20 protein-coding genes are annotated in these 23,856 nt (G+C 35.2%); 11 read left to right on the top strand and 9 right to left on the bottom strand.

The features are described 5' to 3' along the window. Positions 1-170: 170 nt before the first annotated feature. From AC2A1G_RS01585 to AC2A1G_RS01595, 3 genes are all read right to left on the bottom strand, one after another. The gene (locus AC2A1G_RS01585; protein ID WP_484045204.1) at positions 171-1,979 is read right to left on the bottom strand and encodes a cytochrome-c peroxidase; all 1,809 of its coding nucleotides are present in this window, start codon (positions 1,977-1,979) and stop codon (positions 171-173) included. A 64-nt stretch (positions 1,980-2,043) separates the two neighbouring features. After that, complete coding sequence (locus AC2A1G_RS01590; RefSeq protein WP_484045205.1) at positions 2,044-3,516, bottom strand: PhoX family protein; 1,473 nt, start codon at positions 3,514-3,516, stop codon at positions 2,044-2,046. Between the two features lie 845 nt (positions 3,517-4,361). Next, positions 4,362-6,818 (bottom strand): DUF5686 family protein, encoded by a 2,457-nt coding sequence (locus tag AC2A1G_RS01595; protein ID WP_484045206.1) that lies wholly within the window; start codon positions 6,816-6,818, stop codon positions 4,362-4,364. 396 nt (positions 6,819-7,214) lie between these two features. Here AC2A1G_RS01595 and AC2A1G_RS01600 point away from each other — a divergent pair, with 396 nt between their 5' ends. The 5 genes from AC2A1G_RS01600 (at position 7,215) to AC2A1G_RS01620 (ending at position 12,115) form a co-directional block, all read left to right on the top strand. Beyond that, positions 7,215-7,964 (top strand): hypothetical protein, encoded by a 750-nt coding sequence (locus AC2A1G_RS01600; protein WP_484045207.1) that lies wholly within the window; start codon positions 7,215-7,217, stop codon positions 7,962-7,964. Positions 7,965-7,978: 14 nt separating this feature from the next. Then, positions 7,979-8,908 (top strand): GapS4a family protein, encoded by a 930-nt coding sequence (gene gapS4a / locus AC2A1G_RS01605; RefSeq protein ID WP_484045208.1) that lies wholly within the window; start codon positions 7,979-7,981, stop codon positions 8,906-8,908. A 2-nt stretch (positions 8,909-8,910) separates the two neighbouring features. Further along, the gene (gene gapS4b, locus AC2A1G_RS01610) at positions 8,911-10,014 is read left to right on the top strand and encodes a GapS4b family protein (RefSeq protein ID WP_484045209.1); all 1,104 of its coding nucleotides are present in this window, start codon (positions 8,911-8,913) and stop codon (positions 10,012-10,014) included. Between the two features lie 606 nt (positions 10,015-10,620). Beyond that, entirely contained in the window at positions 10,621-11,313 is a 693-nt protein-coding gene (locus AC2A1G_RS01615; RefSeq protein ID WP_484045210.1) for a hypothetical protein, read from the top strand. 382 nt (positions 11,314-11,695) lie between these two features. Next, entirely contained in the window at positions 11,696-12,115 is a 420-nt protein-coding gene (locus tag AC2A1G_RS01620) for a hypothetical protein (protein WP_484045211.1), read from the top strand. 103 nt (positions 12,116-12,218) lie between these two features. Here AC2A1G_RS01620 and AC2A1G_RS01625 read toward each other — a convergent pair whose 3' ends face one another. From AC2A1G_RS01625 to AC2A1G_RS01650, 6 genes are all read right to left on the bottom strand, one after another. Beyond that, positions 12,219-12,803, bottom strand: coding sequence for a hypothetical protein (locus tag AC2A1G_RS01625; protein WP_484045212.1), 585 nt, complete (start codon positions 12,801-12,803; stop codon positions 12,219-12,221). 158 nt (positions 12,804-12,961) lie between these two features. After that, positions 12,962-15,565 carry an alanine--tRNA ligase gene (alaS, locus tag AC2A1G_RS01630; protein WP_484045213.1) on the bottom strand — a complete coding sequence of 868 codons (2,604 nt, stop codon included), beginning with the start codon at positions 15,563-15,565 and terminating at the stop codon, positions 12,962-12,964. Positions 15,566-15,654: 89 nt separating this feature from the next. Continuing rightward, positions 15,655-16,038, bottom strand: a complete 384-nt coding sequence (locus AC2A1G_RS01635) for a tetratricopeptide repeat protein (protein ID WP_484045214.1) — start codon at positions 16,036-16,038, stop codon at positions 15,655-15,657. Positions 16,039-16,077: 39 nt separating this feature from the next. Next, a complete protein-coding gene (locus AC2A1G_RS01640) occupies positions 16,078-16,620 on the bottom strand; it encodes a GNAT family N-acetyltransferase (RefSeq protein ID WP_484045215.1) in 543 nt (180 codons plus the stop codon). Next, positions 16,617-16,862, bottom strand: coding sequence for a hypothetical protein (locus AC2A1G_RS01645; RefSeq protein WP_484045216.1), 246 nt, complete (start codon positions 16,860-16,862; stop codon positions 16,617-16,619). Before AC2A1G_RS01645 ends, AC2A1G_RS01640 begins: the two co-directional genes overlap by 4 nt. Positions 16,863-17,412: 550 nt before the next feature. Next, positions 17,413-19,509: a M3 family metallopeptidase gene (locus AC2A1G_RS01650; RefSeq protein WP_484045217.1), complete on the bottom strand. Its 2,097-nt coding sequence runs from the start codon at positions 19,507-19,509 to the stop codon at positions 17,413-17,415. Between the two features lie 177 nt (positions 19,510-19,686). On the opposite strand from AC2A1G_RS01650, the gene AC2A1G_RS01655 reads away from it, so the two are divergent. The 6 genes from AC2A1G_RS01655 (at position 19,687) to rimM (ending at position 23,820) form a co-directional block, all read left to right on the top strand. Continuing rightward, positions 19,687-20,217, top strand: a complete 531-nt coding sequence (locus AC2A1G_RS01655) for an SRPBCC family protein (protein WP_484045218.1) — start codon at positions 19,687-19,689, stop codon at positions 20,215-20,217. 312 nt (positions 20,218-20,529) lie between these two features. Then, on the top strand, positions 20,530-20,979 hold the full coding sequence (locus AC2A1G_RS01660) for a hypothetical protein (protein ID WP_484045219.1): 450 nt from the start codon (positions 20,530-20,532) through the stop codon (positions 20,977-20,979). Positions 20,980-21,204: 225 nt separating this feature from the next. Continuing rightward, complete coding sequence (locus tag AC2A1G_RS01665; protein ID WP_484045220.1) at positions 21,205-21,717, top strand: nitroreductase family protein; 513 nt, start codon at positions 21,205-21,207, stop codon at positions 21,715-21,717. Between the two features lie 124 nt (positions 21,718-21,841). Further along, positions 21,842-22,252, top strand: a complete 411-nt coding sequence (locus AC2A1G_RS01670) for a VOC family protein (protein ID WP_484045221.1) — start codon at positions 21,842-21,844, stop codon at positions 22,250-22,252. A gap of 268 nt (positions 22,253-22,520) precedes the next feature. Continuing rightward, the gene (locus AC2A1G_RS01675; RefSeq protein WP_484045222.1) at positions 22,521-23,084 is read left to right on the top strand and encodes a 30S ribosomal protein S16; all 564 of its coding nucleotides are present in this window, start codon (positions 22,521-22,523) and stop codon (positions 23,082-23,084) included. Between the two features lie 193 nt (positions 23,085-23,277). Next, positions 23,278-23,820 (top strand): ribosome maturation factor RimM, encoded by a 543-nt coding sequence (gene rimM / locus AC2A1G_RS01680; protein WP_484045223.1) that lies wholly within the window; start codon positions 23,278-23,280, stop codon positions 23,818-23,820. The last annotated feature ends 36 nt before the right edge of the window (positions 23,821-23,856 follow it).

The following is a 23,856-nucleotide window of genomic DNA, read 5'->3' on the forward strand; positions in this document are numbered from 1 at the left end:
CTGCATTATTTTCAGTGTGTTGAGATTCCTACGGAATGACAAACAAGCTGTAAAAACTAAGGTGTTATAAATTACTGACAATCATAAAAAATATAAACGAATTCGAAAGTCGTATCGCGGCGACCTGTTAATTAATTTCACATTAAAAAAAACGTCTTTAAAATATTGCATCATTTATCATTCAAAGCATTCAGAAACTCAATAATCTCATCAATTTCGTTTTGCGATAAATTGAGTTTTGCATCTGAAAGCGTTTGATTTTCAACTTTTAAATTAAAACCTTTTCCGCCGCCCTGGTTGTAAAATTCCATTACTTCCTGCAAGTTTCTATAACCACCGTTGTGCATATATGGAGCGGTTTTGCTAATATTTCTCAAGGTTGGTGTTTTAAATGAATTCTGAAGAAAAGCTACTGTTTCATGAAATTTTCCTCTGCCTAAATCTGAATCCAGCTTTTTATTGGCAGCATTTTCTGCCACTCCCAAAACTTCTTGTTCGGTTTTCTTGTAATTTGGTGGAACTGTTCCGTTGAAAAGAGGAACGAAATGGCAGATCGCACACTGTGCTTTTCCCATAAAAAGGTTGAAACCTTTCTTTTGCTTTTCGGTCATAGCGTTTTTATTTCCTCTCATGTATTCATCAAAATCTGAATTGAAAGTGGCCAATGAACGGATGTAACTTGCCAACAAATTCTGCAGTTGCCACTCTTCAATTTTATCTGTTTTAAAAACTTTAGCAAACGCCAGCCGATAATTTTTATTTTGATTAATTTTTAAAATAATTGTTTTCAAATCGCCGTGCATCTCCTCTCTATTGGTAATCACGTCCGAACTCTGACCTTCAAGATCATCTTTTCGCATATCCCAAAACTGACCGTGCTGAAATGCTGAATAATTCAAAGAAGGCGTATTTCGCTGCAATTTGGCATTTTCTAATGACATGGATTTTTCCAAACCATCTGTAAAAGCTTTTTCTGCATTGTGACAGCTTGCACAACTTCTTGAATTATTGTTGGAAAGAATTTTATCATTAAATAATTGCTTCCCCAAAGCCACTTTTTCCGGAGACATTTCATACTGTTTTCCCGGAGCAAAAGCATTGACATCGAAAGCGTCTTTTGAATAAAAATTGCCTACATTTTTTCTAAGAGCAGTGGTCACTTCCACATTAGGAATGTTTTCTTCCTTTCTGAAATCGAGCAGGAGAGAAGAAAGTGGGTTGAGATGAACGCTGATGAATTCAAGATAGTTGAAAGTATTTTTATCTTTATTTAAATTTAAAAACTGTTTAGACTGATCAATTTGTGAAACGATTTTCTTTAAAGATGAATTTTGGGATTTTTCGGTTGAAATTAAGTTTAAAACAGACTTTAAAGACTCAAGCGAAACAGGCATTTCTTCCAGAAACTTCCCTGAAACAGGCGTATCAAAACCTGCAATTCCCAAACTTGAAATTCTGAAAACCTGCTGTCGCAATGCATCGAATGTCTGATCTTTTGTTACTGTGATGACCTGAAAATTGGTTTTAATGGTATTCCCTTTATTGGTAAGCTTTTTAAGTATTCTGATGACTTCAGCTTTGTCCTGTTTTTCATCCGAATAAAACATTTCTTCCAAAACCTGAAGACCTTCGGGCTCAATTTCTGTGTGTTCGGCCATTTCAATTTCAGGCAAAGCCGGTCCGTTGATGAATCTTGCAGAATGAGGAAGGAAATATTCTATTGCCCATTCCATTTTTTTGTAGGTCTGGCGAAGATTGTCAAATTTTTTCTGAACAATTTTGTTGTCGGCATCTTTAGAAACCAAGTCGATTAATTCATCAATTTGAGCAAGAAAAAGTTCATTGTTTTTGAAAACTGCATTTTTCACTTCCACCAAATCGTCCTGCAAAGGCTGATTGGGTTTGTTGCACTGAAGAATCGTGAAAATGCTGAAAAGCAGAATCAGAAAAACGCAAAAAGGATCTTTAAAAAGTTTCATTATTTAAAAAAAAGCATCAATAGAGAAAACTCTACTGATACTTTTAAAGGTTACATGGTTAATATTATTTCTGAACGTTTCTGATCAGTACGATCTGTCCGCCTTCTTTGTTGGTATTCACACCGGCTCCGTCAGCATTGGCAAAACCGTTTTTTTGCCATGTGTGAGAGTGAATGTTGACTGCAAAAGTATTCGGAACACCGATGATGTCTGAAACATCGATCATCGCACCGTATTCCCAAGATCCGAATTTCTGTAGATTTCCCGACTGGTTGTAAGCCGTCTGCCATGCAGAATCTGTTCTTGCGTGCTTCATATTCAACCACGGCTTGTAAGATTTTGTGCTGATATCAAGCTGCCAGATGTAAGAATCATGAGCTGCTGCAGTGTAATAAGAATCTCCGTCTTCCTGAATGTAAACATAGTTTTCAGTTACACAAAGGTTATCAGGATTGATTAGATTACTTCCCGGGCTTGAATCTCCTTCAGCTACCACTTCAAGCTTTCCGGTCATCATATTGTTTTGGTTTAAAACCAGTTTATATACTCTTCCCCACATCGTCAAACCTGGTTTAGGATTTACACCGTCATTCGATTCTCCTGTAGCTGTGAAGTAGATTTCTCTTCCTTTTCCAGCCCCTTTTCTGTAATCAACATCTTCCACTCTTGAAAAACGGATGGCGTTGATGTCCAGATTTTTCTGGTTGATTTGTGCTCCGGTTAAATTTTTAGCATTGGTAACTTCTACAAATTCTACATCGTACTGAGAACCTTTGGTCATATCAGTTTCCGTAGTATTGTTGTTGGTTCTTTTTAAAGAGTATAGTTTACCATTATCCAAATCTCCCTGAGTGTCGGCAACGTACATCAAAAGCTGACCGGCGGACTGATGCGAAGTGGAATAAGACTGATCTTCACCAATTAAAATATAAGATTTTCCGTTTGAAATATCTTTAGGAAGCGGAACTGCATTTTCCATGGAAGCTTTACCTAAAGCAGGTTTTACTCTCGTCTTGTCTGAAGCCTGAGACGCTGCCGCCAAAGGATTCAAAGCATGAACCATACTTTCTTCTCCTGATTCTCCAGCCGTAAGAAAAGCACTGAAACCGTGCTCAGCAACCGTCGCCAAAGTAGCAGAACACAATCTTGTCATTCCACCGATTCCGTTCAGGATATATTCTCCTTTTACAGGTTTGAAAGTTTTATCCAAATAAACTCTTGAAACCGACTGCGTGATCTCATGATTGGTAATCATTAAATAACCATTGGAGTTTGGGTCTTTCATAATTCCCATTCCGTCCGGCTGTCCTGCAAATACAAAGTTGGGGCTGTCTGCCAAAACATCTGAACTTGAAATTAAAGTCGTAATGTTTAGATTTTCGAAACCTGTCATTCCGTAAACGAAAGCCGGTTCTTTTGAAAAATTTTCAAGTTTGATATCTTCGTTGGTTGGGTTTTCAGTATTGTCATCGTCTTTACAACTTTGAAATACTGCAGCAGATAAGAACAAAGCTGCTAAAGTGTGGTTTAGTTTCATAATACTTTCTATAGTTTATTGATTTCACAAAACTAAGAGGAAAGTGTGAACTGAATTTTAACGGGACAAAACCAATCGTTTAATTTTGTTATGATTAAAATGATGATTTGTTAACGGAAAATCAATACTTAGAATGAGTTTAAATAGGGAGGAAGAGGGGAGAGGGGAGATGGAAGATTGAAGGCGGCGAGATCGGAAGAGAGAAGCGAGGTGTTTTTGGTTTTTGAGATTTTGAAAGTTTTCAAATTTGGCTGCAAAGTGTTGAAATGTAGTAGATTGTACTTGATTGCCTCAGCCAAACGGTTGGACGCCTTAACCAAACAGTTGATTATCTCAACCAAATGCTTGAACGCCTTAAATAAATGGTTGGATGCCTTAACTAAGTACTTGATTGCTTCAACTAAGTGCTTGGACGGTTTAACCAAATGCATGATTGCGTTAACAAAATGCCTGATTGCTTCATCAAATTAGTTGTCTAAATTTCATCAAAATTATTTTCCCCGACCCTAAAGGGAGTAATTTTGATGAAATTTTCCGAACATTTTCGCTGCAATCATAGCGTATATTAACTTTATTACTTTGTTTCTTCAGTCTTAGAAATGATACTTTTGATTAAATTTTAAAAATATTTTTCCTCCCTTTAGGGTCGGGGAAAAGAAAATCTTTTTTTAAATTTTTGCCAATTTTGAAAAAATACAAAAAAGCAGAAACCCACAAGTTTCTGCTTTAAAAAATGCATAAGCACAAGCTTAAATCAATTTATTGATATCCTTTGCTCTTTAAATTAATATGGTATAAATTAAATTCTTTGCGTTTTAAAACTCACAATATTCACGTATTTAAATTTAATTCACAAGATTAAATTTAAACTTAATTCCAAAATTTTCTTTAAACTCCGAAGTCTGGTAATGCCCGAGTCTGTAAGAAAATCCAAGCCCAAAACTTCTTCCCAAGAAGCGATTCCACAGTACGCCAACTTCCTGATAATTGTGATCGAGAACCTGAAAATTAAACTGATGATCCTGAGGATTTTTGAAGGCGCCGATCGCCGACTGATACTCGAGTTCAATGTTGGAATATCTTGTTCCGATGGTTTGAAATCTGAAAGGCAAATACTGTGTAATTTTAAACCCTGCAAATTTATCGGCGAAGAAGGTTCCGGCGGGCATCGTCGTAAAACCTAAATTCGACGGTGTGTTGATGTTGGAATACCATTCATTCGGATTGGCATCTCTGTGACCGGCAATTTCAAAATTCTTCCAGATTGGTGCTGTTCCCGAAGAAATTCCACCAAAAAGTTTGATGTTGGTGTAGCCGAGTTTTGTTCTGAACTGATGCACAAACATCGCATCCAATCTATGGTAATCTAAATCTCCGCCTAAAGCGTTGAAGCCTTTTTCGAAATTCAAGTAAACCTGTGGGAAACCTTTTTCGAAAGTAAATTTCCCGCTTGGGGTCATGATGTTTTTGTCATTGGGCGAATATTTAAGGGAAAGCGTGGCGCTGGTATTGTCAAAACTGTTCCCGAGATTCTGATACTGATATCCGAAAAGTGCATTCTGTTTTTCTTTATTTAAACCGATTTTCATGCTTAAAGAATTCGAAAGATCGTAAGAATAGTAAGCTCCCCACTTCTGATTTCTGTAAAAATTGGCGTTGTGAAGGTCAAGATTATTGTCTGCCAGATTCATCATCATATCCCACATATTATTGCTGAAACGTCCTGCAGCAAAGACATCATCCACATAATCAATTCTGAAGACAGAAGTTCTTTTCTGCGAAAGTTTTACATCTAAACCTAATCCGTATTTCCAACGGTGATCTTTGAATCCGTAGCCGAAATAGCCGTCCGGAGAAATGGTTTTGCTGAATTTCTCGTTCAGTTTTACCCCAGCTCCCAACCGTAATCCCTGATATTTGTCGTAGCTGAAAAATTTGGTCAGATCAAAATCAATTATTTTATAACGCAGATTTCCACGCATTAGCTGAGTCAGGAAGCTGAGTTTCTTTTCAAAATCATGCTTTTCCACGAACTTATCCAGAGTGGCGTAGGTCGAACTTTCCCTTGTGGTAAGGCTGTCTGTACGGTATTTGTCGAGAAGGTTGCCGTCGGAGTTCTGCAATTCGAGAGAGTAGCCTTTAAACTCATTAGCTTTCTGCTCTTTATTCAGTTCAAAATCGAAGAAGCGGTTTTTCACATACAGGTAATTTCCAAAAGTTTTGGAGTTGTATTTTGCTTTTTCGCCTGCTTTGATGCTGTCTTTTTTGGAGGTGTCAAAAGACTGGTCGCCCATTTTTAGCCTGATGTCTTCATAGTCGAGAAACCATTTTCCGTTGATGGGTTTCCAGACAGAGACGATGTTTCCGGCGTTTGATTTTTTGTTGACGCTTTCAAATTTTTTGAGTGCATACGTCTGCTTGTCAATAAAAATATTTCCGTTGAATTTCCTCGGATTCTGCTTTTTCTTGTCTGTAATTTCCTTGAATTTAATCACATAAGTATCTCTCCCGTCAATCTGAATCGTGTCTGAAAGAAAAAAGTAGAAAAGCTGTCTGTTTTCAGGTTTCAGTTGTCTAGGCGTTCGGTTTAGATTCGAAATATTAATCGCCAGAGCTTCATAAATCGGATTTTTAAAACCCGACATTCTGTTGTCGAGAATATTGGTTTTTTCGCCAAACTTTTGAGAATATTTGTACTCAGTTGCTTTTTCCCAGAGAAACATCTGCGATTCCTGTGAAGCCTCGATAAACTCTTCGCCAATCAATGAATCTTTGATTTCTTTAGGTTTCATTTTCAGATCTTTCTTTTCCACTTTTGAAAGGGAATCTTTTCTCACAGAAAGAAAGTTTTTGTAGATGCCGATCGAATCTTTGTCTACATCGATTGAATATTTGGTATAAGATTTAAAATCATAGGAATCCAAGGACTTCGGAGAATTTTCCTTTTCTCTTTTATTGAATTCATCAAGGATTTTCAAAGCCTTGTCATCGCTTTTGCTGGAAATCACGACCTTATCGATATTCTGCATTTTTTCAGAAAGCGGATTCAGAAAAACCTCACTATTTTTCTTCACATCTGCCGTGGCATCTTCAAAATTATTGGCAATAATTTCCACTTTTTTGCACTTGGTTTTAAAGGACAAAACTCCGTGGATATCTGTTTTTCCCAGCAAAGCGTCATCACAGTAAACGGCGGCATTGGCGATGGGTTGTTTATTGGTTTTGTTTAACACTTTCAGCTGATTCTGACTGAAATAAAAGATACTGAAAAACAAAAAGAGAGCGGATAAATGTTTATTCATTGAAATAGTATTGATGCAGCAAAACTATTGATTACGCTGAAATAAATTGAAGTGGAGGGATATAATATTTTGTTAAAAGCGAAACGGTTTGTTTTTCAGTTGGATATGGATGTTTTGAAATGGTTTCAATTCCCTTTTGAATGATAAAAAGGTTTTTTAGTTAATGTTTTTAAGGGTTTTTATCAATAAATACTATTTCTACTGTTGACAGCTACCGGCAGTTCGAGGAGGAATTATTTGAAGAATAATTTTGTATAGAGAATATAGGAGGTTTTTTTTTCATTTAGGGTTGAAATAAAATTGTTTTGTGTAGAGATATTATTTATTTTTAGCAAAACTTAGTTTAATATAAAAATTGAAAAAATTTCAACATTTACAATAACCATTAAAATATTTATGAGAATATACGAAGTCGAACTTAATGTAATAGGGACTATTTCAATAAAGTCCTCAATTAATTTCTCTACTGAAAAAGAATTAGAAATTGGTGCTATATTCAATAGCTCTGTCAAAATAAACAGTACTCAACACGGTTTGAAAATTTCTACAACTGTGAGAACTAATTCTGAAGATAGAGCTAAAAAGATAGCCTTATTATTTATCGGGAAAATGCTTGATGTCCTCTCGTTTAAATTAAATAAACCAATAAATATTTCTGATAATGAAATAGTAAATAAAAGCTTAAGAGGAAATGTAAAAGCTATCATAGAGAACGCTGAATTTAGAGAAGCTTTTGAAATCTCAAGAAACCTCAACTTAAATCATACAACATTTCTTCGTGGTTTGAATTGGTATAGGAAAGGATTATACTCAGATGATCCTTTTGACAAATTTTTAGCCTTTTGGAATTCAATTAGTATAGTTGCAACAAAGTATCATACGCCAAATGCAAGAACTACAGGAGGATCAATCAACCAAATTTGGAATTGTTTTGAGACACTATGGACTGATGATCCATCAAGATGGGAAGGAATAAATGGCAATGAGAGATGGATCAACGAAATGAGTGTTATAAGAAACAATATAGCGCACGGCTTAATTCCAATCGAGATTGAATATGTTGAAGATGTTATTAGTAAGTTGGAGAATGTAAAAGATGTTGCATATAGATTTTTATTGGAATGGTTTAATAGAGAAATAAATTAAAATAATTATATATAATGGGAGAATGGTCAAAATCTATAGGAGAAGAAGGAGAGAGAATTACAAAGTTTGTATTTGAAGATATCTTAGAATTTAATTCCTTACAAGAAAATATATCGACAGAATGTATTAAAGGTGAAAAACATAAAACAGCTAAAACATCTAAAACTACACACGGAATAGATGGGTTAATTTACTATCAAAGTCCAGTTGAAGATAATTTGCTTGACATTGTTTTAATCTCTTCAAAATATACTCTTGAATATGCAAAATACCCAAAATCTGATTTTAAAAGTCATATGACTGATTTAGCATTTACCTTGGAATGCTTTAAAAATTCAAAAACTAAAAGCGAAATAAATTACAAGTTTAATAATGTCAACAAAACAGATCTTACTGGCATTCTTGTTTGGTTGTCGAATGATAGCGAGCAAGATTTCGATTTAATATCGAAAATTAAAAATACAACCTTAAGTAATGATTTAAAATTTGATCGAATAATTATTCTAGACAATCAAAGAGTTAATTTTTTGTACGAAAGTATTTTTAAAATTAAACAAATTTATGGAAAAGAAAATGTTGATTTTGTATATCATAATTCAGGCTTAAATTTCGATAAAATACAAAGTTCTTCGTTTGGGAAAATTTTTCCAATAAATTATCTTTATTCAGATATACTTACACTGAGGGTACGTAATAAAGAAGAAATTGTATTGCAAATATTTATTAATGATGATTTTAGTAGTATTAGTTTTTCACAAATATTATCTTTTGCAAAAACTTTTGACCAAATAAACGCAGCAAAAAAAATCATCTTAAACTATAAAAATTATGACAGTTTAAGAGATCAAAATATAGTCAAAGATGCATTGATTAATTTCAAAGATTATATATTAGGTGAAAACCTTTCTGTAAAAAAATTCCCATCTGACTTTAGAAGTAATTAAAAATGAATATAGAATTTCTCCCACAAGGTGATCAAATTAGACAGCTTTTAACAAAATCTAATATTACAACAACTAACATAAATTCCTTGTTAAAAGATAAAGGAGTTTTTCTTGGACATAACGAAAAAAATAACAGTGTACCACTACTTACAAAATCAATTATAAGTCCTAATGATTTTGAAGAGCTTTACGCTACTCAAAAAAGTAAGGAAGATTCAGATAAGTATAAAACGGCATCGATAAATTGTATACAGAACTTTGACTTATCAGATATTTTTGATGAACAAATAGATTTAAACAAAGAACTTCAAGATCGGCATACTTATCAGCCAAATTTTAGTGTCATTGGAAATCCAAATTTTTATTTTGATGAAGAAAATGTAGCACGCTTCGATTACAAAATAGAACGTGAAAATCTTCTTAATGACTGGACAAGCAATAAAACATCACATTCTGGTTCTATAATTATTAAAAAGACAGAAAGTGATGGTATTCAAGTTATAGTAGAACAAAATTCTACATCTAAAGAAACTGCAGAAATAAATCGAATTGTAATCCAAAAAGCTAAGGAATTTTTATATAAGAAAAATATAATAGGAAAGGATGATGATTTTATTACAATAAAATTTAATGACTTCAATAATACATCTAGAATAAAGTTTTTTTACTCATTCAACGCTAAATTCAGTGATTACTTGGAGTTTCATTCTATTACCGATATCGAGTTGTACTTAGATGAGGATGTAGAGAGTCACAAAGATGTAAAAGATTTTTTTGATGAAATAGACAAATTAAGATTAAATGGAAAAGGATTACAAAAGCATAAACTGCTTTACAATGAAGTATATTTTCCAAAGCTTATCTTCTCATCAATAAATATAAAATATAAGCTGAAGTATAACTTAATCCCTGGATTTGTTGTTTTAAACTTATCATTTCAAGATTATTCAAGACGTAAAATTGAAACATCTGAACTACAAGTTACAATAGATATTTTCCTACATAAAGACTATAAGAATCTTAAGACAGAAAAATTAATTAAAAAACTAATTTTAGAAAATCTTGAGAAGAAAAAAATAGAAAGCTTTAATTTATTTAAATATTAGAATAAACCGTAGAAAGTCTGCATACTGATACTTTATCGAACAAATATAAAAACTTCCAATATAAAAACCTCGCCCACCTGCGAGGTTTTCTCATTTCAAAAAAATAAAACACAAATCCCATACTATTCAAAAATATTTTTATATTTGTTTGAAGAACAACAAAAAACAAAATGATGACTAATAACAATAATCCCGCAGTTCATGCGCAGGTGTCCGGCATCACTGGATCCCACAATACCCCAAATTCTAACCCACAACTTTTTAAACCCAAGAACCGGTAAAGCATTCCGTTGGGTCGCTCAAGGAGTTCGAAGACCGCTTCAACCGTTCAGAAAAGGCAAACAAGTGTTCCGTTGAGGAAATCAACTCCTCAGAAAGGTCGTTCAAGTGCTCCGTAAAGGCAGTCAACCGTTCCGAAGAGCGAGTCAAGTACTCCGAAAAGCCGTTCAACCATTCCGAAGAGGCAATCAACCACTCCGAAGAGCCAATCAAGTACAATTTGTTATTTATCAATACTTTACAGGCTTATTGTGAAAGTTGATGAATAAAAACCAAAGAGAAATTTAGTTTTCAAAACAATAGTATAAACACAAAAACAAATTCATTATGAAAAAAGAACAGGTAATACGTGATTTCAAATTAGCAGATTCCGTATTGAAACAAAAAGCAGATGAGTTCATCGGTTTAATCGACAGAGATATTGCCGAATTCACGGACCGTGGCTACAGCCCCGCAAAAAAGACCGAACTGACGACTGCACTAAGCAACGTAGACAGTTTCCCAAGCGATGAACAGCTCGAAGCAATCAAAATCAATCTCACCGAACAGAAAGATGCTGCCAGAAAAGCCCTCGAAAAATCAATGCGCAGTATTTTTAATATGGCAGAAAATGTTTTCGGGCAGTTCAGTGCCAAATACAAGGAATTCGGCAATGCCCTCATCAGTCAGCAAAGCGATGCCGAGATTGTACGTGTCGCCAAAATTATGAGCAGCACCGCAGAAAAATACCTTACCGAACTTTCAGGTGAAGGTCTTACTCAGGACAAAATCAACACTCTGATTACCCAACGCGATGCTTTGGATGTCGCCATCGATGCACAGGCTCAGGGGATTTCCGACCGTGATGTTGCCGCCGAAGGTAGAGTAGAAGCCCTCAATATTCTGTACCAACTGCTTGTAAAATACGCAGGCATCGGACAGGATATTTTCTACGAAACCAACGAAGCCAAATACAACGACTACATCATCTATGATACCCCAAGCGGTCTGCCGGAAGTGCCACCGACAAATCCGGTATAAATAGTTTGATGAAAATTTTAATTTATTATTGTCTTGTTGATTTTTATTTATTTTCATCAGACAATAATGATTTTATTTGATGATTGTTTAAAACCCATCCCTATTGACAGAACATAAAAAAGCAACTGCCATCACTGCAGTTGCTTTTACTGTATATTTACAGAAATAAAATTAAATATTCAAAGCCTTCAAAACATCACGATTTTTACATCACCTCGCTATCGCACAAATCCTTTCGTGTGGTGCAGTGATTAAATAAAAACCTTGTCCACCAACAAGGTTTTTTTTTTTCAAATATTCATCTCCAAACTTTCATAAATCTCAAATAATACCACAAAAAAAATCTTCCTTACCTTTGCCGGAAATATTTAAACATAACAAAATGATCAAAAAAGTATTCACCATTTTATTTTTTGCAGGTATTGGTATTTTCGGAACGCACATGAAAGCGCAAACCATTGAGGAAATTAAGCAGAAACAGGAACTTTTTAAAATCTATTCTCAGCTTCTTGACAAAAGTATGGATCTGGCAAAGGAAAGACAGAACAACGTAAAACTGGAAGCTCAGGTCAATTCGCTGAACAAAAAATCTGACAGGAAAACAGATAAGTTTACTTCATCAGACCCAAAATCCACATCAGCAGACGCAAAGAAAACTGCAAAACTGCTCAAGGAAACCGAAGCTTTCAACCGTGATCTTGCCAAAAGCAACAGCAAAATAAAAAGCATTGAAGCTCAGATGGCAACCATCGTCAGCAAAATGGAAAAATACAATTATGTGGTTGAGATTAAGAATAAGTAAGTAATAAAACTTCACTAAATTTTAAATTATTCAATATTAAATAAAAAAAACAGGCTCAAAGATAAAACCAGTTTGAGCCTGTTTTTTATTTTTTAAAAGTATTCTATCTGATGATGAATTTTGAATCTAAAACCGATTTTACTGCATTTTTTCTATCTTCTTCAGTGGTATTTACCACTACAATCATGAATTCTTTATTGTCAATTTCTGCAATATAAAAATATTTGGTAGCCAGATAATTCTTTTCTTTAAAAAAGGAATTCTGTCTTACGACATTAAAAGTTATTTTATCAATTGTAATTTCCTCATTTATTACTGCATTTTCAGCATCCGGGTAATCGTGATTTGCATTTCGCAACAGCATTTCTTTTACAATGTTTGCGTAGCCATTTAAAGTATGATCCTGTATTGACGAATTATTTTTATAACTCACCATAATAACATTTGGACTGGAATCTTCTTTTTCTAACGTCAGCAAAACGACATCATCAGTGGAAAATGTATCTATATTTTCTTCTTTTTTTAAATATTCTTCACCTGCCTTCACTGCTTTTTCAAAGTTATCAGCTTTAGCCACATAATTTTTAGGAGCTTTAAATATCCAGGTTGCGGTATTGATTTTATAACTTTTTTGAGCGGATAAAAAATGACTTAGAAATAAAATTAAAATAAAAAGAAATCTTTTCATACTGAAGTTTTTAATATTTGAAATCCAAACGATGTGAAAACAAATATAATTAAAAATTTAAATCTTAACACATTCAAATGACTGTTGATTAAATCTTTCCTAAAAACAACAAACTCCCGAAATTTCGGGAGTTTACTATTTTTATATTTGATATGAAATTACAGCATTAAAGCTTTCTGATAAGCATTTTCCAAACCATCCAGATTTTTTCCACCTGCACTTGCAAAACCAGGATTTCCGCCGCCGCCGCCTTGTATTTCTTTGGCTAAGTCTTTAATTAATGCTCCAGCCTGATAAATACCTGCCAGATCGTCGGAAACACCAACAGTAATCATCGGTTTGCCATCTGCATCGGATAAAACAATGGTTATGGAAGTCGGGATTTCTTTCTTCAGCTGGAAGACGATGTCTTTTACAGAACCTGCATCCAGAGAGGTTTTCTTTACCAAAAGAAGCTTGTCGCCTTTTTGTTCGTAAGAAGTTTTCCAGTCGCCGATTTCGCCTTTTGCTTTTTCTTTTTTCAGAGATTCCACTTCAGATTTTAGTGAAGCGTTTTCGTCCATCAGTTTTTCAATTGATTTTACGATGTCTTTGGATTTCAGCAATTGAGATAATTCAATTACCTGCTTTTCAAGACTCTTAAAATACGCTTCAGATTTATCTCCGGAAATCGCTTCAATCCTTCTGATTCCTGCAGCTGCAGAGGCTTCAGAATTGATTTTAAAATGACCAATTTCACTGGTATGTTTTACGTGAGTTCCACCGCATAATTCTTTTGAAGTTCCGAACTGGATCATTCTTACGCTGTCGCCATATTTTTCGCCAAACAATGCCATCGCACCTTTGTCAATCGCCTCCTGAATCGGGATGTTTCTGAATTCCTGCAAAGCAATATTTTCTTTAATTTTTGCATTGACTTTTTCTTCAATCAAAGCCAGTTCTTCCTCAGTCATTTTACTGAAATGCGAGAAGTCGAAACGCAGATAATCCGGACCAACGAATGAACCTTTCTGCTCAACGTGAGTTCCCAGAACTTCTCTCAAAGCCTCGTGCAGTAAATGCGTTGCAGAGTGATTTGCCTGAGAATTTTTTCTTTCGGTCGCATTCACTTTTGCGTAGAAAACTGCTCCGGCATCCTTTGGAAGTCCGTTGATGAGCGAGATGATTAATCCGTTTTCCTTTTTGGTTTCCAGAACTTCAAAGCTTTCAACTGCATTTTCGAGAACACCTTTATCACCGATTTGTCCACCACCTTCAGGATAGAAAGGGGAGTTGCTCAGCACTATCTGATAAAATTCACCGTCTTTATTTTCTACTTTTCTGTATCTTGTGATGTAAGTTTCAGATTCAGTCTGATCGTAACCTACAAAGTTTTCAGGCTTTTCTTCCAAAACAACCCAATCGTAGACTTTGGAAGCTGAGTCTTTTTTAGAACGCTGCTTTTGCTTTGCCATTTCAGCTTCAAAACCAGCTTCGTCAATGGTCAAACCTTTTTCTTCAGCAATAATCCTCGTCAAATCGTCAGGGAAACCGTAAGTATCGTACAGTTCGAAAACTTCTTCAGTTGGCAATACTTTTTTGCCTTCAGAAATCGTCTGCTGAATTAATTTATCAACTCTTAATAATCCGGTTTCAATTGTTTTCAGGAAAGATTCTTCTTCACTTTTAATGACTTCAGTAACCAGTTTGCCCTGCTTTTCAAGCTCTGGGAAGAATTTTCCCATTTGGTTTTGTAGAACAGCCACCAGTTCAAAAAGAAAAGGTTCTTTTCTGTCTAAAAATCGGTAAGCATAAGAAATTCCTCTTCTTAAAATTCTTCTGATCACGTAACCTGCACCTCCATTGGAAGGCAGCTGTCCGTCAGCGATCGCAAACGAAACCGCTCTGATGTGGTCAACGACAACGCGAATGGCAATGTCTTTTTCGTCCGTTAAAATTCCGGTATATTTTTTCCCTGAAAGTTCTTCAACCTTTGCAATCAAAGGTGTGAAAACATCAGTATCGTAATTGGATTCTTTCTGCTGTAAAGCCATGCAAAGACGCTCGAAGCCCATTCCGGTATCGATGTGTTTTGCAGGAAGATTTTCCAGAGAACCGTCTGCTTTTCTGTTGAACTGCATGAATACGAGATTCCAGATTTCAACCACCTGTGGATGGTCGTTGTTCACCAATTCCAATCCTGAAATTTTAGCTTTTTCTTCTGCACTTCTCAGGTCAACGTGAATTTCTGAACAAGGTCCGCAAGGTCCGCTGGCACCCATTTCCCAGAAGTTATCTTTTTTATTTCCATTGATAATCCGGTCTTCAGAAACGAACTGTTTCCACAAATCGTAAGCTTCGGTATCTCTATCCAGATTTTCTTTTTCGTCGCCTTCAAAAATGGTCACGTAAAGGTTTTCCTTCGGAATTCCGTAAACTTCCGTCAACAATTCCCAAGCCCAGGTAATTGCTTCTTTTTTGAAATAATCGCCAAAAGACCAGTTTCCCAACATCTCAAACATCGTGTGGTGATAGGTATCACGACCCACATCATCCAGATCATTGTGCTTTCCGGAAACTCTTAAACATTTCTGTGTATCGGCAATTCTTGAGGCTTTAGGCTCTTTGTAACCTAAAAAATAATCTTTAAACTGCGTCATTCCAGAGTTGGAAAACATCAAAGTCGGATCGTCTTTCAGCACGATTGGCGCCGAAGGAACGATGAGGTGTTGTTTAGATTGAAAAAAGTCTAAAAACTGTTGTCTTATTTCCTGTGAAGTCATATTTGTTGCTTTTTGCTAAATGCTTTCGGCTTTAGCTTTTTTTGATGGGCAAATTTAATGTTTTTATGTGATTTTTGGAATGCTAATTTTCAGTAAGCATTCGGATCAAAAAATGCTTTAAACGTAAGCAGATTTTCGGTGAAATTTTCGGCAGTTTCCAGATATTCATGGTAATGTTCGGGATTCATTCCTAAATCAACCATGACGATGGCGATATTGGTGTACAGATTTTTATCTTCGGAGCCTAAATCTACAGCGATTTTAAGAACTTTTAGTGCATTTTCATTTTCTCCAGAATCAGATAAAACGGCGCCAAGATTGATTAAAGCTGAAGTATTTTGTGGTTCAATGGTTAAAATATCTTCCAGTTCTTTGATCAGCAAATCATTAATATCATCCCAATAATCTTCATTTTCCCACCTTTTCGCCTGAAGCTTAACTACGTTTTCTAATCTTTGAGTGATGCTCTTCATTGTATCGTTTTCCTGAATTGATTTTTCACAATGTACAAATTAATTTGATTTTTGCCAATCTGATTTTTCAATTTGAAACAAATCCATCGTATTTCCGGAATATTCAATTTGTTTTTTGAAAGTCATTCCATTTTTCAAGGCAACGTTTTTAGAATCTTGATTTTCAGGATGAATGATAGAAATTAAGCGGTTATGAAAATCATTTTCGAAAGCAAAATCTCTGCATTTTTTTGCTGCCTCAGACGCAAAACCCCGTCTACGAAACTGTGGAAGAATAGAGTAGGCGATCTCCAGTTCAAACTCGTTTTCAACTTCACGAACCAATAATCCACATTGTCCGATGAGCTGATCAGTTTCCTTTGAAATCAAAACATTTTGTCCGCCAAGATTGTTTTCGTAGCGGTGGAAAGTCCAGTCAAACCATTTTTCGCAGCGTTCTTCTGGAGTTTTAAAATCATCCATTCCGAGCATTTTTGCGGTGTGCTCGTCTTTGAATAGTTCGAGCCAGTTTTCAAAATCGGAAGGTTGTAGTTTTCGGAAGCGGAGGCGGGAGGTTTGTTGGTGGGTGAGGAGGTATTTCATTTTACTTTATCTAAAATTTCAGTGCAAGTATTTCGGTCTTCATTACAAGAATATTCTAAAACGATATATTTTTTTCCTGTTTCCACAATTTCATATTTTGTCTTTTTACCGATGTAAAGAAAGTTGTCTTGGGATGTAAGTTGTGTTTTAATTTTTATTATCTCAGTTTCAAACTTACATTTGTCATTCATTTTTAGGGAACTCTCAACGATAATTTCTCGGTCTCCCCAAATTTCAATCATCTTATTTTTGCGAAATTTTATTTTTAGAGTTTTTTTATCATCTCTGGTAAAGCTTCCATGATCAATTAAATTGCAATTGGGGATTTTATCTGAATCGGGAAAATAATTTCTTCTTTGTGAAAAACTTTTAATGGAAAAAAGTAGTAACAAAATTGACAGTGTTTTCATAATCGATAGTTTTGTCAAAAATAATAAAGTTTGAAGTATTTAAGATGAAAATCATAGACTTTCAAAAACCACTCTGCTCAACGCAATTATTAAATAACTGACTATAAATATCTAATGTGTTTGGAGCTTTGGTGAATTTTCAAAGAAAAACTCCAGAAAGCATTTTGCTTCATGGAGTTTACAATATTTTTATTGAATGTCGGTAATACTTGATAACTTAGTTCTAAACGGTTTGTTTGTGATTGATTACGTCGTATCTTCGATTTGCGTAGGAATCTACACTATTTAAATTTCAGTGTGTTGAGATTCCTCTGGAATGACAAAGTGACTGCTGATTTTTGCCTAATAATTAGAACGGACATTTATATATTTGAGAAAAATCCTACCCAAAAGCTCTCTTCAGCAAACTTTCCACTTTTGGCTCACTTCCTCGGAAATTTTTGTACAATTCCATCGGATCTTTTGTTCCTCCCGAAGAAAGTAATACTTTGAATTTCGCTGCCGTTTCAGGATTGAAAATTCCGGTTTCCTTAAAATACTGGAAGGCATCGGCATCCAAAACCTCTGCCCATTTGTAAGAATAATATCCCGCAGAATATCCACCTTGGAAAATATGTGAGAAACTCGGACTCATCGCTGTTTCAGGATTCGCAGGATAAAGCTGAGTTGCTTTGGTATAATTGTCCTCAAACTCTTTCACACTCATATTCTCCAACTCTTCAATTTTAGAATGATAATTCATATCCAACAATCCAAAACCTATTTGTCTCATGGTCTGATAACCTTCCATAAAGTTTTTAGACTGAGCAATTTTCTCGATTTTTTCGTCCGGTAAAACTTCGCCGGTTTTGTAATGTTTGGCAAACGTTTTCAAAAATTCAGGTTCGTAGCAGAAATTTTCCAGAAACTGAGAAGGTAATTCCACAAAATCCCATTTCACAGAAGTTCCTGAAAGATTCGGATATTGCGTATTCGCCATCATTCCGTGCAAAGCATGACCAAACTCGTGGAATAAAGTCGTCACTTCCTGAAACGTCAGCAGACTCGGTGTATCTTTCGTTGGCTTGCTGAAATTACAGACAATCGAAATATGCGGACGGGAATTCTCACCGTCTTTCTGATACTGATTTTTATAACTCGTCATCCACGCTCCGGCTCTTTTGCCTTTTCTTGGAAAATAGTCAACGTAAAGCAAGGCTTTAAATGCCGCTGGCTTTTGGCTATTGGCGTCTTGCGTTTTGCCCCCATCTTCCATGCTCCAACTTCCATCTTCCATCTCCCCGCTTCCTGCTTCAAAAACTTCATAAACTTTCACATCTTCATGATATTTCGGAACATCATTTCTTTCCACAAAAGTCAGCCCGAAAAGTTGTTTTGATAGTCCAAAAACGGCTTCCTGAACCTGTTCTAATGGAAAATAAGGTTTCAGTTCTTCATCATTCAAATCATATTTTGCTTTTCGGAGTTTTTCTGCATAAAAAGCGTGGTCGTAACCCTGCATATCGTTGATTCCGTCAGCTTTTGCCAGAGATTTTAATTCTTCTATTTCTTTTTCTGCGAACGGTTTTGCTTTTTCCAGAAGTTCATTCAGAAAGTTGATTACTTTCGTTGGAGATTTTGCCATTCTTTCTTCCAGAACGTAATCTGCATAATTTGAATAACCTAAAAGTTCAGCTTTCTGCTGTTTTAAATTCAGCAATTCTTTGATAAGGTTTTGATTGTCAAATTCTCCACCGTCAAAAGATTTTTTGCCGTTCGCTAATGCGATTTCCTTTCTTAATTCACGGTTTTCAGCATAAGTGATGAACGGAATATAGCTTGGATACTGCAAAGTGACCACCCAACCTTCGAGATTTTTTTCTTTGGCATCTTCCGCATATTGTTCGATAATCGCTTCGGGAATTCCGGCTAAATCTTCTTTATTGGTGATGTGTTTAAAATAATTATTGGTTGAAGCCAACACATTTTGTCCGAACTGAAGCGATTTTAAAGATAAATCCATGCTGATTTTCTTTAATTTTTCCTTGTCTTCTTCATTCAAAAGTGCGCCGCTCCTTACAAAACCTTTGTAGGTTTCATCCAAAAGCATTTGCTGCTCTTCGTTCAGATTGTATTTTCCACGTTCGTCGTAAACTTTTTTAATTCTATTAAATAAAGCTTCGTTTTGAGAAATCTTTGAAGAATACTCTGTTAAAATTGGTGAAACTTCCTGAGCGATTTGCTGTAATTCATCGCTGGTTTCCGCGGAATTTAAATTAAAAAAGATATTGGAAACTCTGTCCAGCTGTTCGCCCGAAAAAGCCAAAGCTTCGATGGTGTTTTCAAAAGTGGGTTCGTATGAATTGTTGACGATTGCGTCGATTTCGGCTTGAGATTTTTCAATTAAATCTTTAAAAGCAGGAAGGTAATATTCATTTTTAATTTCGTTTAATGGTGCTGAATGATATGGAGTAGTGAATTTTTCTGTTAAAATGTTCATTTTTTTATCTTTTTAAGTAAATTTAGGTAATTAAATTTTACCGATTCACCTGCTCAAAAAGAATGCCTTGACATATTTTCTGACAGATTGCAGCAATCTTGTCATAAGAAAAGAGTAAATGTTGAGTAAATTTATATTTTTGGCGCAAACCTCTTAAGAAAAATTAAAAATCTAGCTATGAAAACAATTTTAAAAATTATCGGCGGGCTCGTTCTGCTTTTAGGTATTTATGCAATCATTGCCTTGTTGGTATTTGATAATACGTATCATTATGAAAAATCAATGGTGATTAATGCTCCAAAAGAAAAAGTATGGCAGCAAATGAACACAATGAAGGGCTTCAACCAATGGAATCCGTGGATGAAACTTGATAAGAATATGAAAATTGAATACAGCGGAACTTCCGGAGAAGTAGGCGACAAATATTGCTGGGACAGTAAAAATGATGATGCCGGAGCCGGATGTCAGGAAATTAAAGCTTTAGTTCCAAACGAAAAACAAACCACGGAAATGACTTTCAAAAGACCATTTGCCGGACAAGCCCTATCAGATATTGTTTTGACTTCCGAAGGTAACGCTACAAAAGTTACCTGGAGCATGGATACCGAGCAGGAAACATGGATGAAAATTATGAAGCCAATGATGGATTACCAAATGGGGAAATCTTATGGCGAAGGTTTGGAGAATCTGAAGAAACTGGTGGAATAAATTTGGCTTATGACGGATTGCTTGTAGCCTTTAGCTTTACATAGAAGAATAACTGTTTTCAATTTGGAAAGCAGTTATTTTTATTTTGGTGAATAGTCTGAGTCTGTTTAACTTTTAAATACTGCCGTTTTTATCTTTGAAACCATTGCTTAGATAGCTGCTCCAGAGGAGCAATATCTGTGCAGATAAAATGACCCCAGCATAAACAGAACTCCGGAGGAGTTCAATCTTGGTTTCAATACGTATAAATATACATGGGATAAACCCGTCATTTAATTTAAAACATTATCTTTATGTAAAAGATTTTGATGTATGCAGAAGGCGATGTATGATAAAAGTAATTTGCGGGTGTTTGTAAGAGATATGATTTCCGGGAAGGTAAAAACGCTGGAGTTTTATCTCAATTTTACCTTGGAGGCCAGCCGTGAGGTGAAAAAGACGTCAAAATATGATTCTATTCGGGAAGAAATGCAGGAGGAAATTTATCATTTAGATAAACAGATGGCCAACCTTAAAACCATGCAGGAGCAAATGAAAAAGGTTTTGAACACCAAATCAGACCGTGTTGTGCTTGGATCTTTGGTGATTACCAATAAAGCACGTTTCTATATTTCTGTTTCTTTAGGAGAGTTTTTCTTTGAAGGAGACCGTTTCTACGCTATTTCTGCCGAAAGTCCTATGGCAAAAAAAATGATGGGCATGAAAGCCGGTGATGAGTTTGTGTTGAATAAAATTCATCAGAAGATTGAAGAGGTTTTTTAAAGAGCCAAGTAAAAAGTAAAAAGAGCCAAGTGGAATGCCACGAATGCACAAATTTTTTCAGGTTTAAAATGTTGTAATCGTTTATTCGTGGCATTAAAAAAATTCACGGAGAATTATTTATGAAAATTTGTAACAGAATCAATACAATTTAATTTTGCTACGCATCCCGCATCCCAAAAAACTTACATCCTCCAGCTTACCGCATTTTTCAGTATTTTTGTTACCATGAATACATCAGAAATTTTAAAACAAATTATAGAGCAACGTAGAAGTATTTTTCCTAAAGATTATTCTGAAAATGAAATTTCTCAGGAAATTCTTGATGAAATTCTAAATTCAGCAACTTTTGCTCCTAATCACAAACGTACAAAACCTTGGCGTTTCAAAATTTTTAAATGCGAAGAAAAAGCAAAACTGGCTTTGGAAATGCAGGAAATCTATAAATCCAATACCGCTCCACAGACTTTTTTAGAGAAGAAATATACCGACATCGGTTTTAAAATCAATAAAGCGGATGCAATTATTTCAATTGTTGTCAACTTTAGCGGAATGGTTCCTGAATGGGAGGAGATTGCGGCGGTTTCCATGGCAGTTCAGAATATGTATTTAACCTGTACAGCAAACAATATCGGTTGTTACTGGAGCTCACCAAAGATTGTTGATCATTTGAAGGATTCTTTGACGATTGAGGAAAATCAAAAATGTTTGGGGCTGTTTTATTTGGGAAGGGTTGACTAATATAATAATGCAACAGTGTAACAGTGTAACAATCTACCAATATAACAGTGTAACAATTTTTTAAACTACTGACAAATAGCTGTCACACGGTCGGAATATCTTTGTGGTATTAAAATTTTATATCATGAATTTAGTATCTACAAGGATTATTACAGAAAATGTTGAAAGATTAGCAAGTTTTTATGAGAAACTTACCGGAATGGAAGTCATTCGATATACTCCGGATTTTGTTGAGTTGAAGACTAAAACGGCGACTTTGGCGATTGGAAGTACAAAAACGCTTCAGTTTTTGGGAGGTGATAAGGTGGCAAGAGCGTCTTATAATAAAAGTGTCATCATAGAATTTTTGACTGATGATGTGGATAAGGATTATGAAAGGTTATTTGATTTTCTGAAAGATTCTGTCGTGCAAAAACCGACTGTAATGCCTTGGGGGAATAAGTCTTTTTTATTTCGTGATCCGGATGGAAATTTGGTAAACTTTTTCACTCCGATAGGTCAGGAAGCTGTAGATAAATTTCAGGAAAAGTGGTAATACAAATAATTTGGAAGCCAACTTGTAACTAGCCCTGATTGAACGGCCTGTTTGAGCTCTTTTTGTACGCGGAGGGAAGAGATTTGACGCAAAAAGCGAGTAGTGAAAGCAGGTTTCCGGCTCCCGAAGATTTGAAATTTGAAATTTGTGATTTGAAATTTAATATGTAGTAGAATTTTGAATTTTAAATATTGAATATTGAACTTTTTTACTATCTTTGCACACTTAAATATTAAATCGGGACGAGTTCCCATAAAATTCAAACATTATGTCAGTAAAAATCAGATTACAAAGACACGGATCAAAAGGAAGACCTTTTTTTCACATCGTAGTTGCAGATTCAAGATCTAGAAGAGATGGTAGATTCATCGAAAAGATCGGAACTTACAACCCAATTACTAACCCTGCTACAATTGATTTGAACGTTGATTCTGCTGTAAAGTGGTTAAACAACGGTGCTCAGCCAACTGATACGGCCAGAGCGATTCTTTCTTATAAAGGTGCTCTTTACAAAAAACACTTACAAGGTGGTGTTGCTAAAGGTGCTTTTGATGAGGCTGAAGCTGAAAAGAGATTTGCTGCTTGGGTTGACGCTAAAGATGCTAAAGTTCAAGGTAAAGTGGAAGGTTTGGCTACGGCTAAATCTGATGCTAAAAAAGCTGCTTTCGAAGCTGAGCAAAAAGTAAACGAAGCTAGAGTAGCTGCTGTTGCACAAGCTGAAGCTGATGCTAAAGCTGCTGAAGAGGCTGCAAATGCACCTGCTGAAGAAGTTGCTGAAACTACTGAAGAACCAACTGCAGAAGCAGAAGGAACTGAAGAAACTCAGGCTTAATTCTTTTAAGAAAATACAAAGCAAAGGCACGATTTTTTCGTGTCTTTGTTGTTTTAAAAAATAAATTAGTTTCCCCGCCCCTAAAGGGTGCAAATTTATTTTAGACTTTATCAAACTACTTCTCTGGATTTCTTCCTCCATTTAGGGTTGGGGTAAAACAAGAAATTATTCAGAATTTTTATTATTTTGCAACATGAAAAAAGAAGACTGTTATTTATTAGGAAAAATTACACGCAGACACGGTCTTGCAGGAAATGTTATTCTTAAATTGGATACAGACCAGCCTGAACTGTACAAAAAACTGGATTCTATTTTTGTAGAAATCAATGGTTTATTAGTGCCTTTTTTTATTGAGAAAACTTCATTCAGTAAGCTTGATGCGCTCAATATTGCTTTTAAAAACTCTTCTGAAGCATTGGTTGATCAGTCTTTGGGAAAAAATGTGTATTTGCCGCTTGCGTCTTTACCAAAACTGACTGGAAAACAGTTTTATTACCACGAAATCATCGGTTATGAAATTTTTGATGAACAGGATAACAGCTGCGGTGTTATCAGATCTGTGAATGATCAGACTGCACAAAATTATTTCGTAACGAATCTTGATGGAAAAGAAGTGGTGATTCCTTTGATTAAAGACTGGATTCTTCAAGTGAACCGTGAAGAAAGATTCATCAAAATGCAACTTCCGGAAGGTTTGATTGATGTGTTTTTAGTGCCTTCGAAGAAGGATGAGTAAATTTTTTTAACAATATATAAACGTTCTTATTTTAAA

It is taken from the genome of Chryseobacterium sp. HNCC26DJ240, assembly GCF_057180485.1.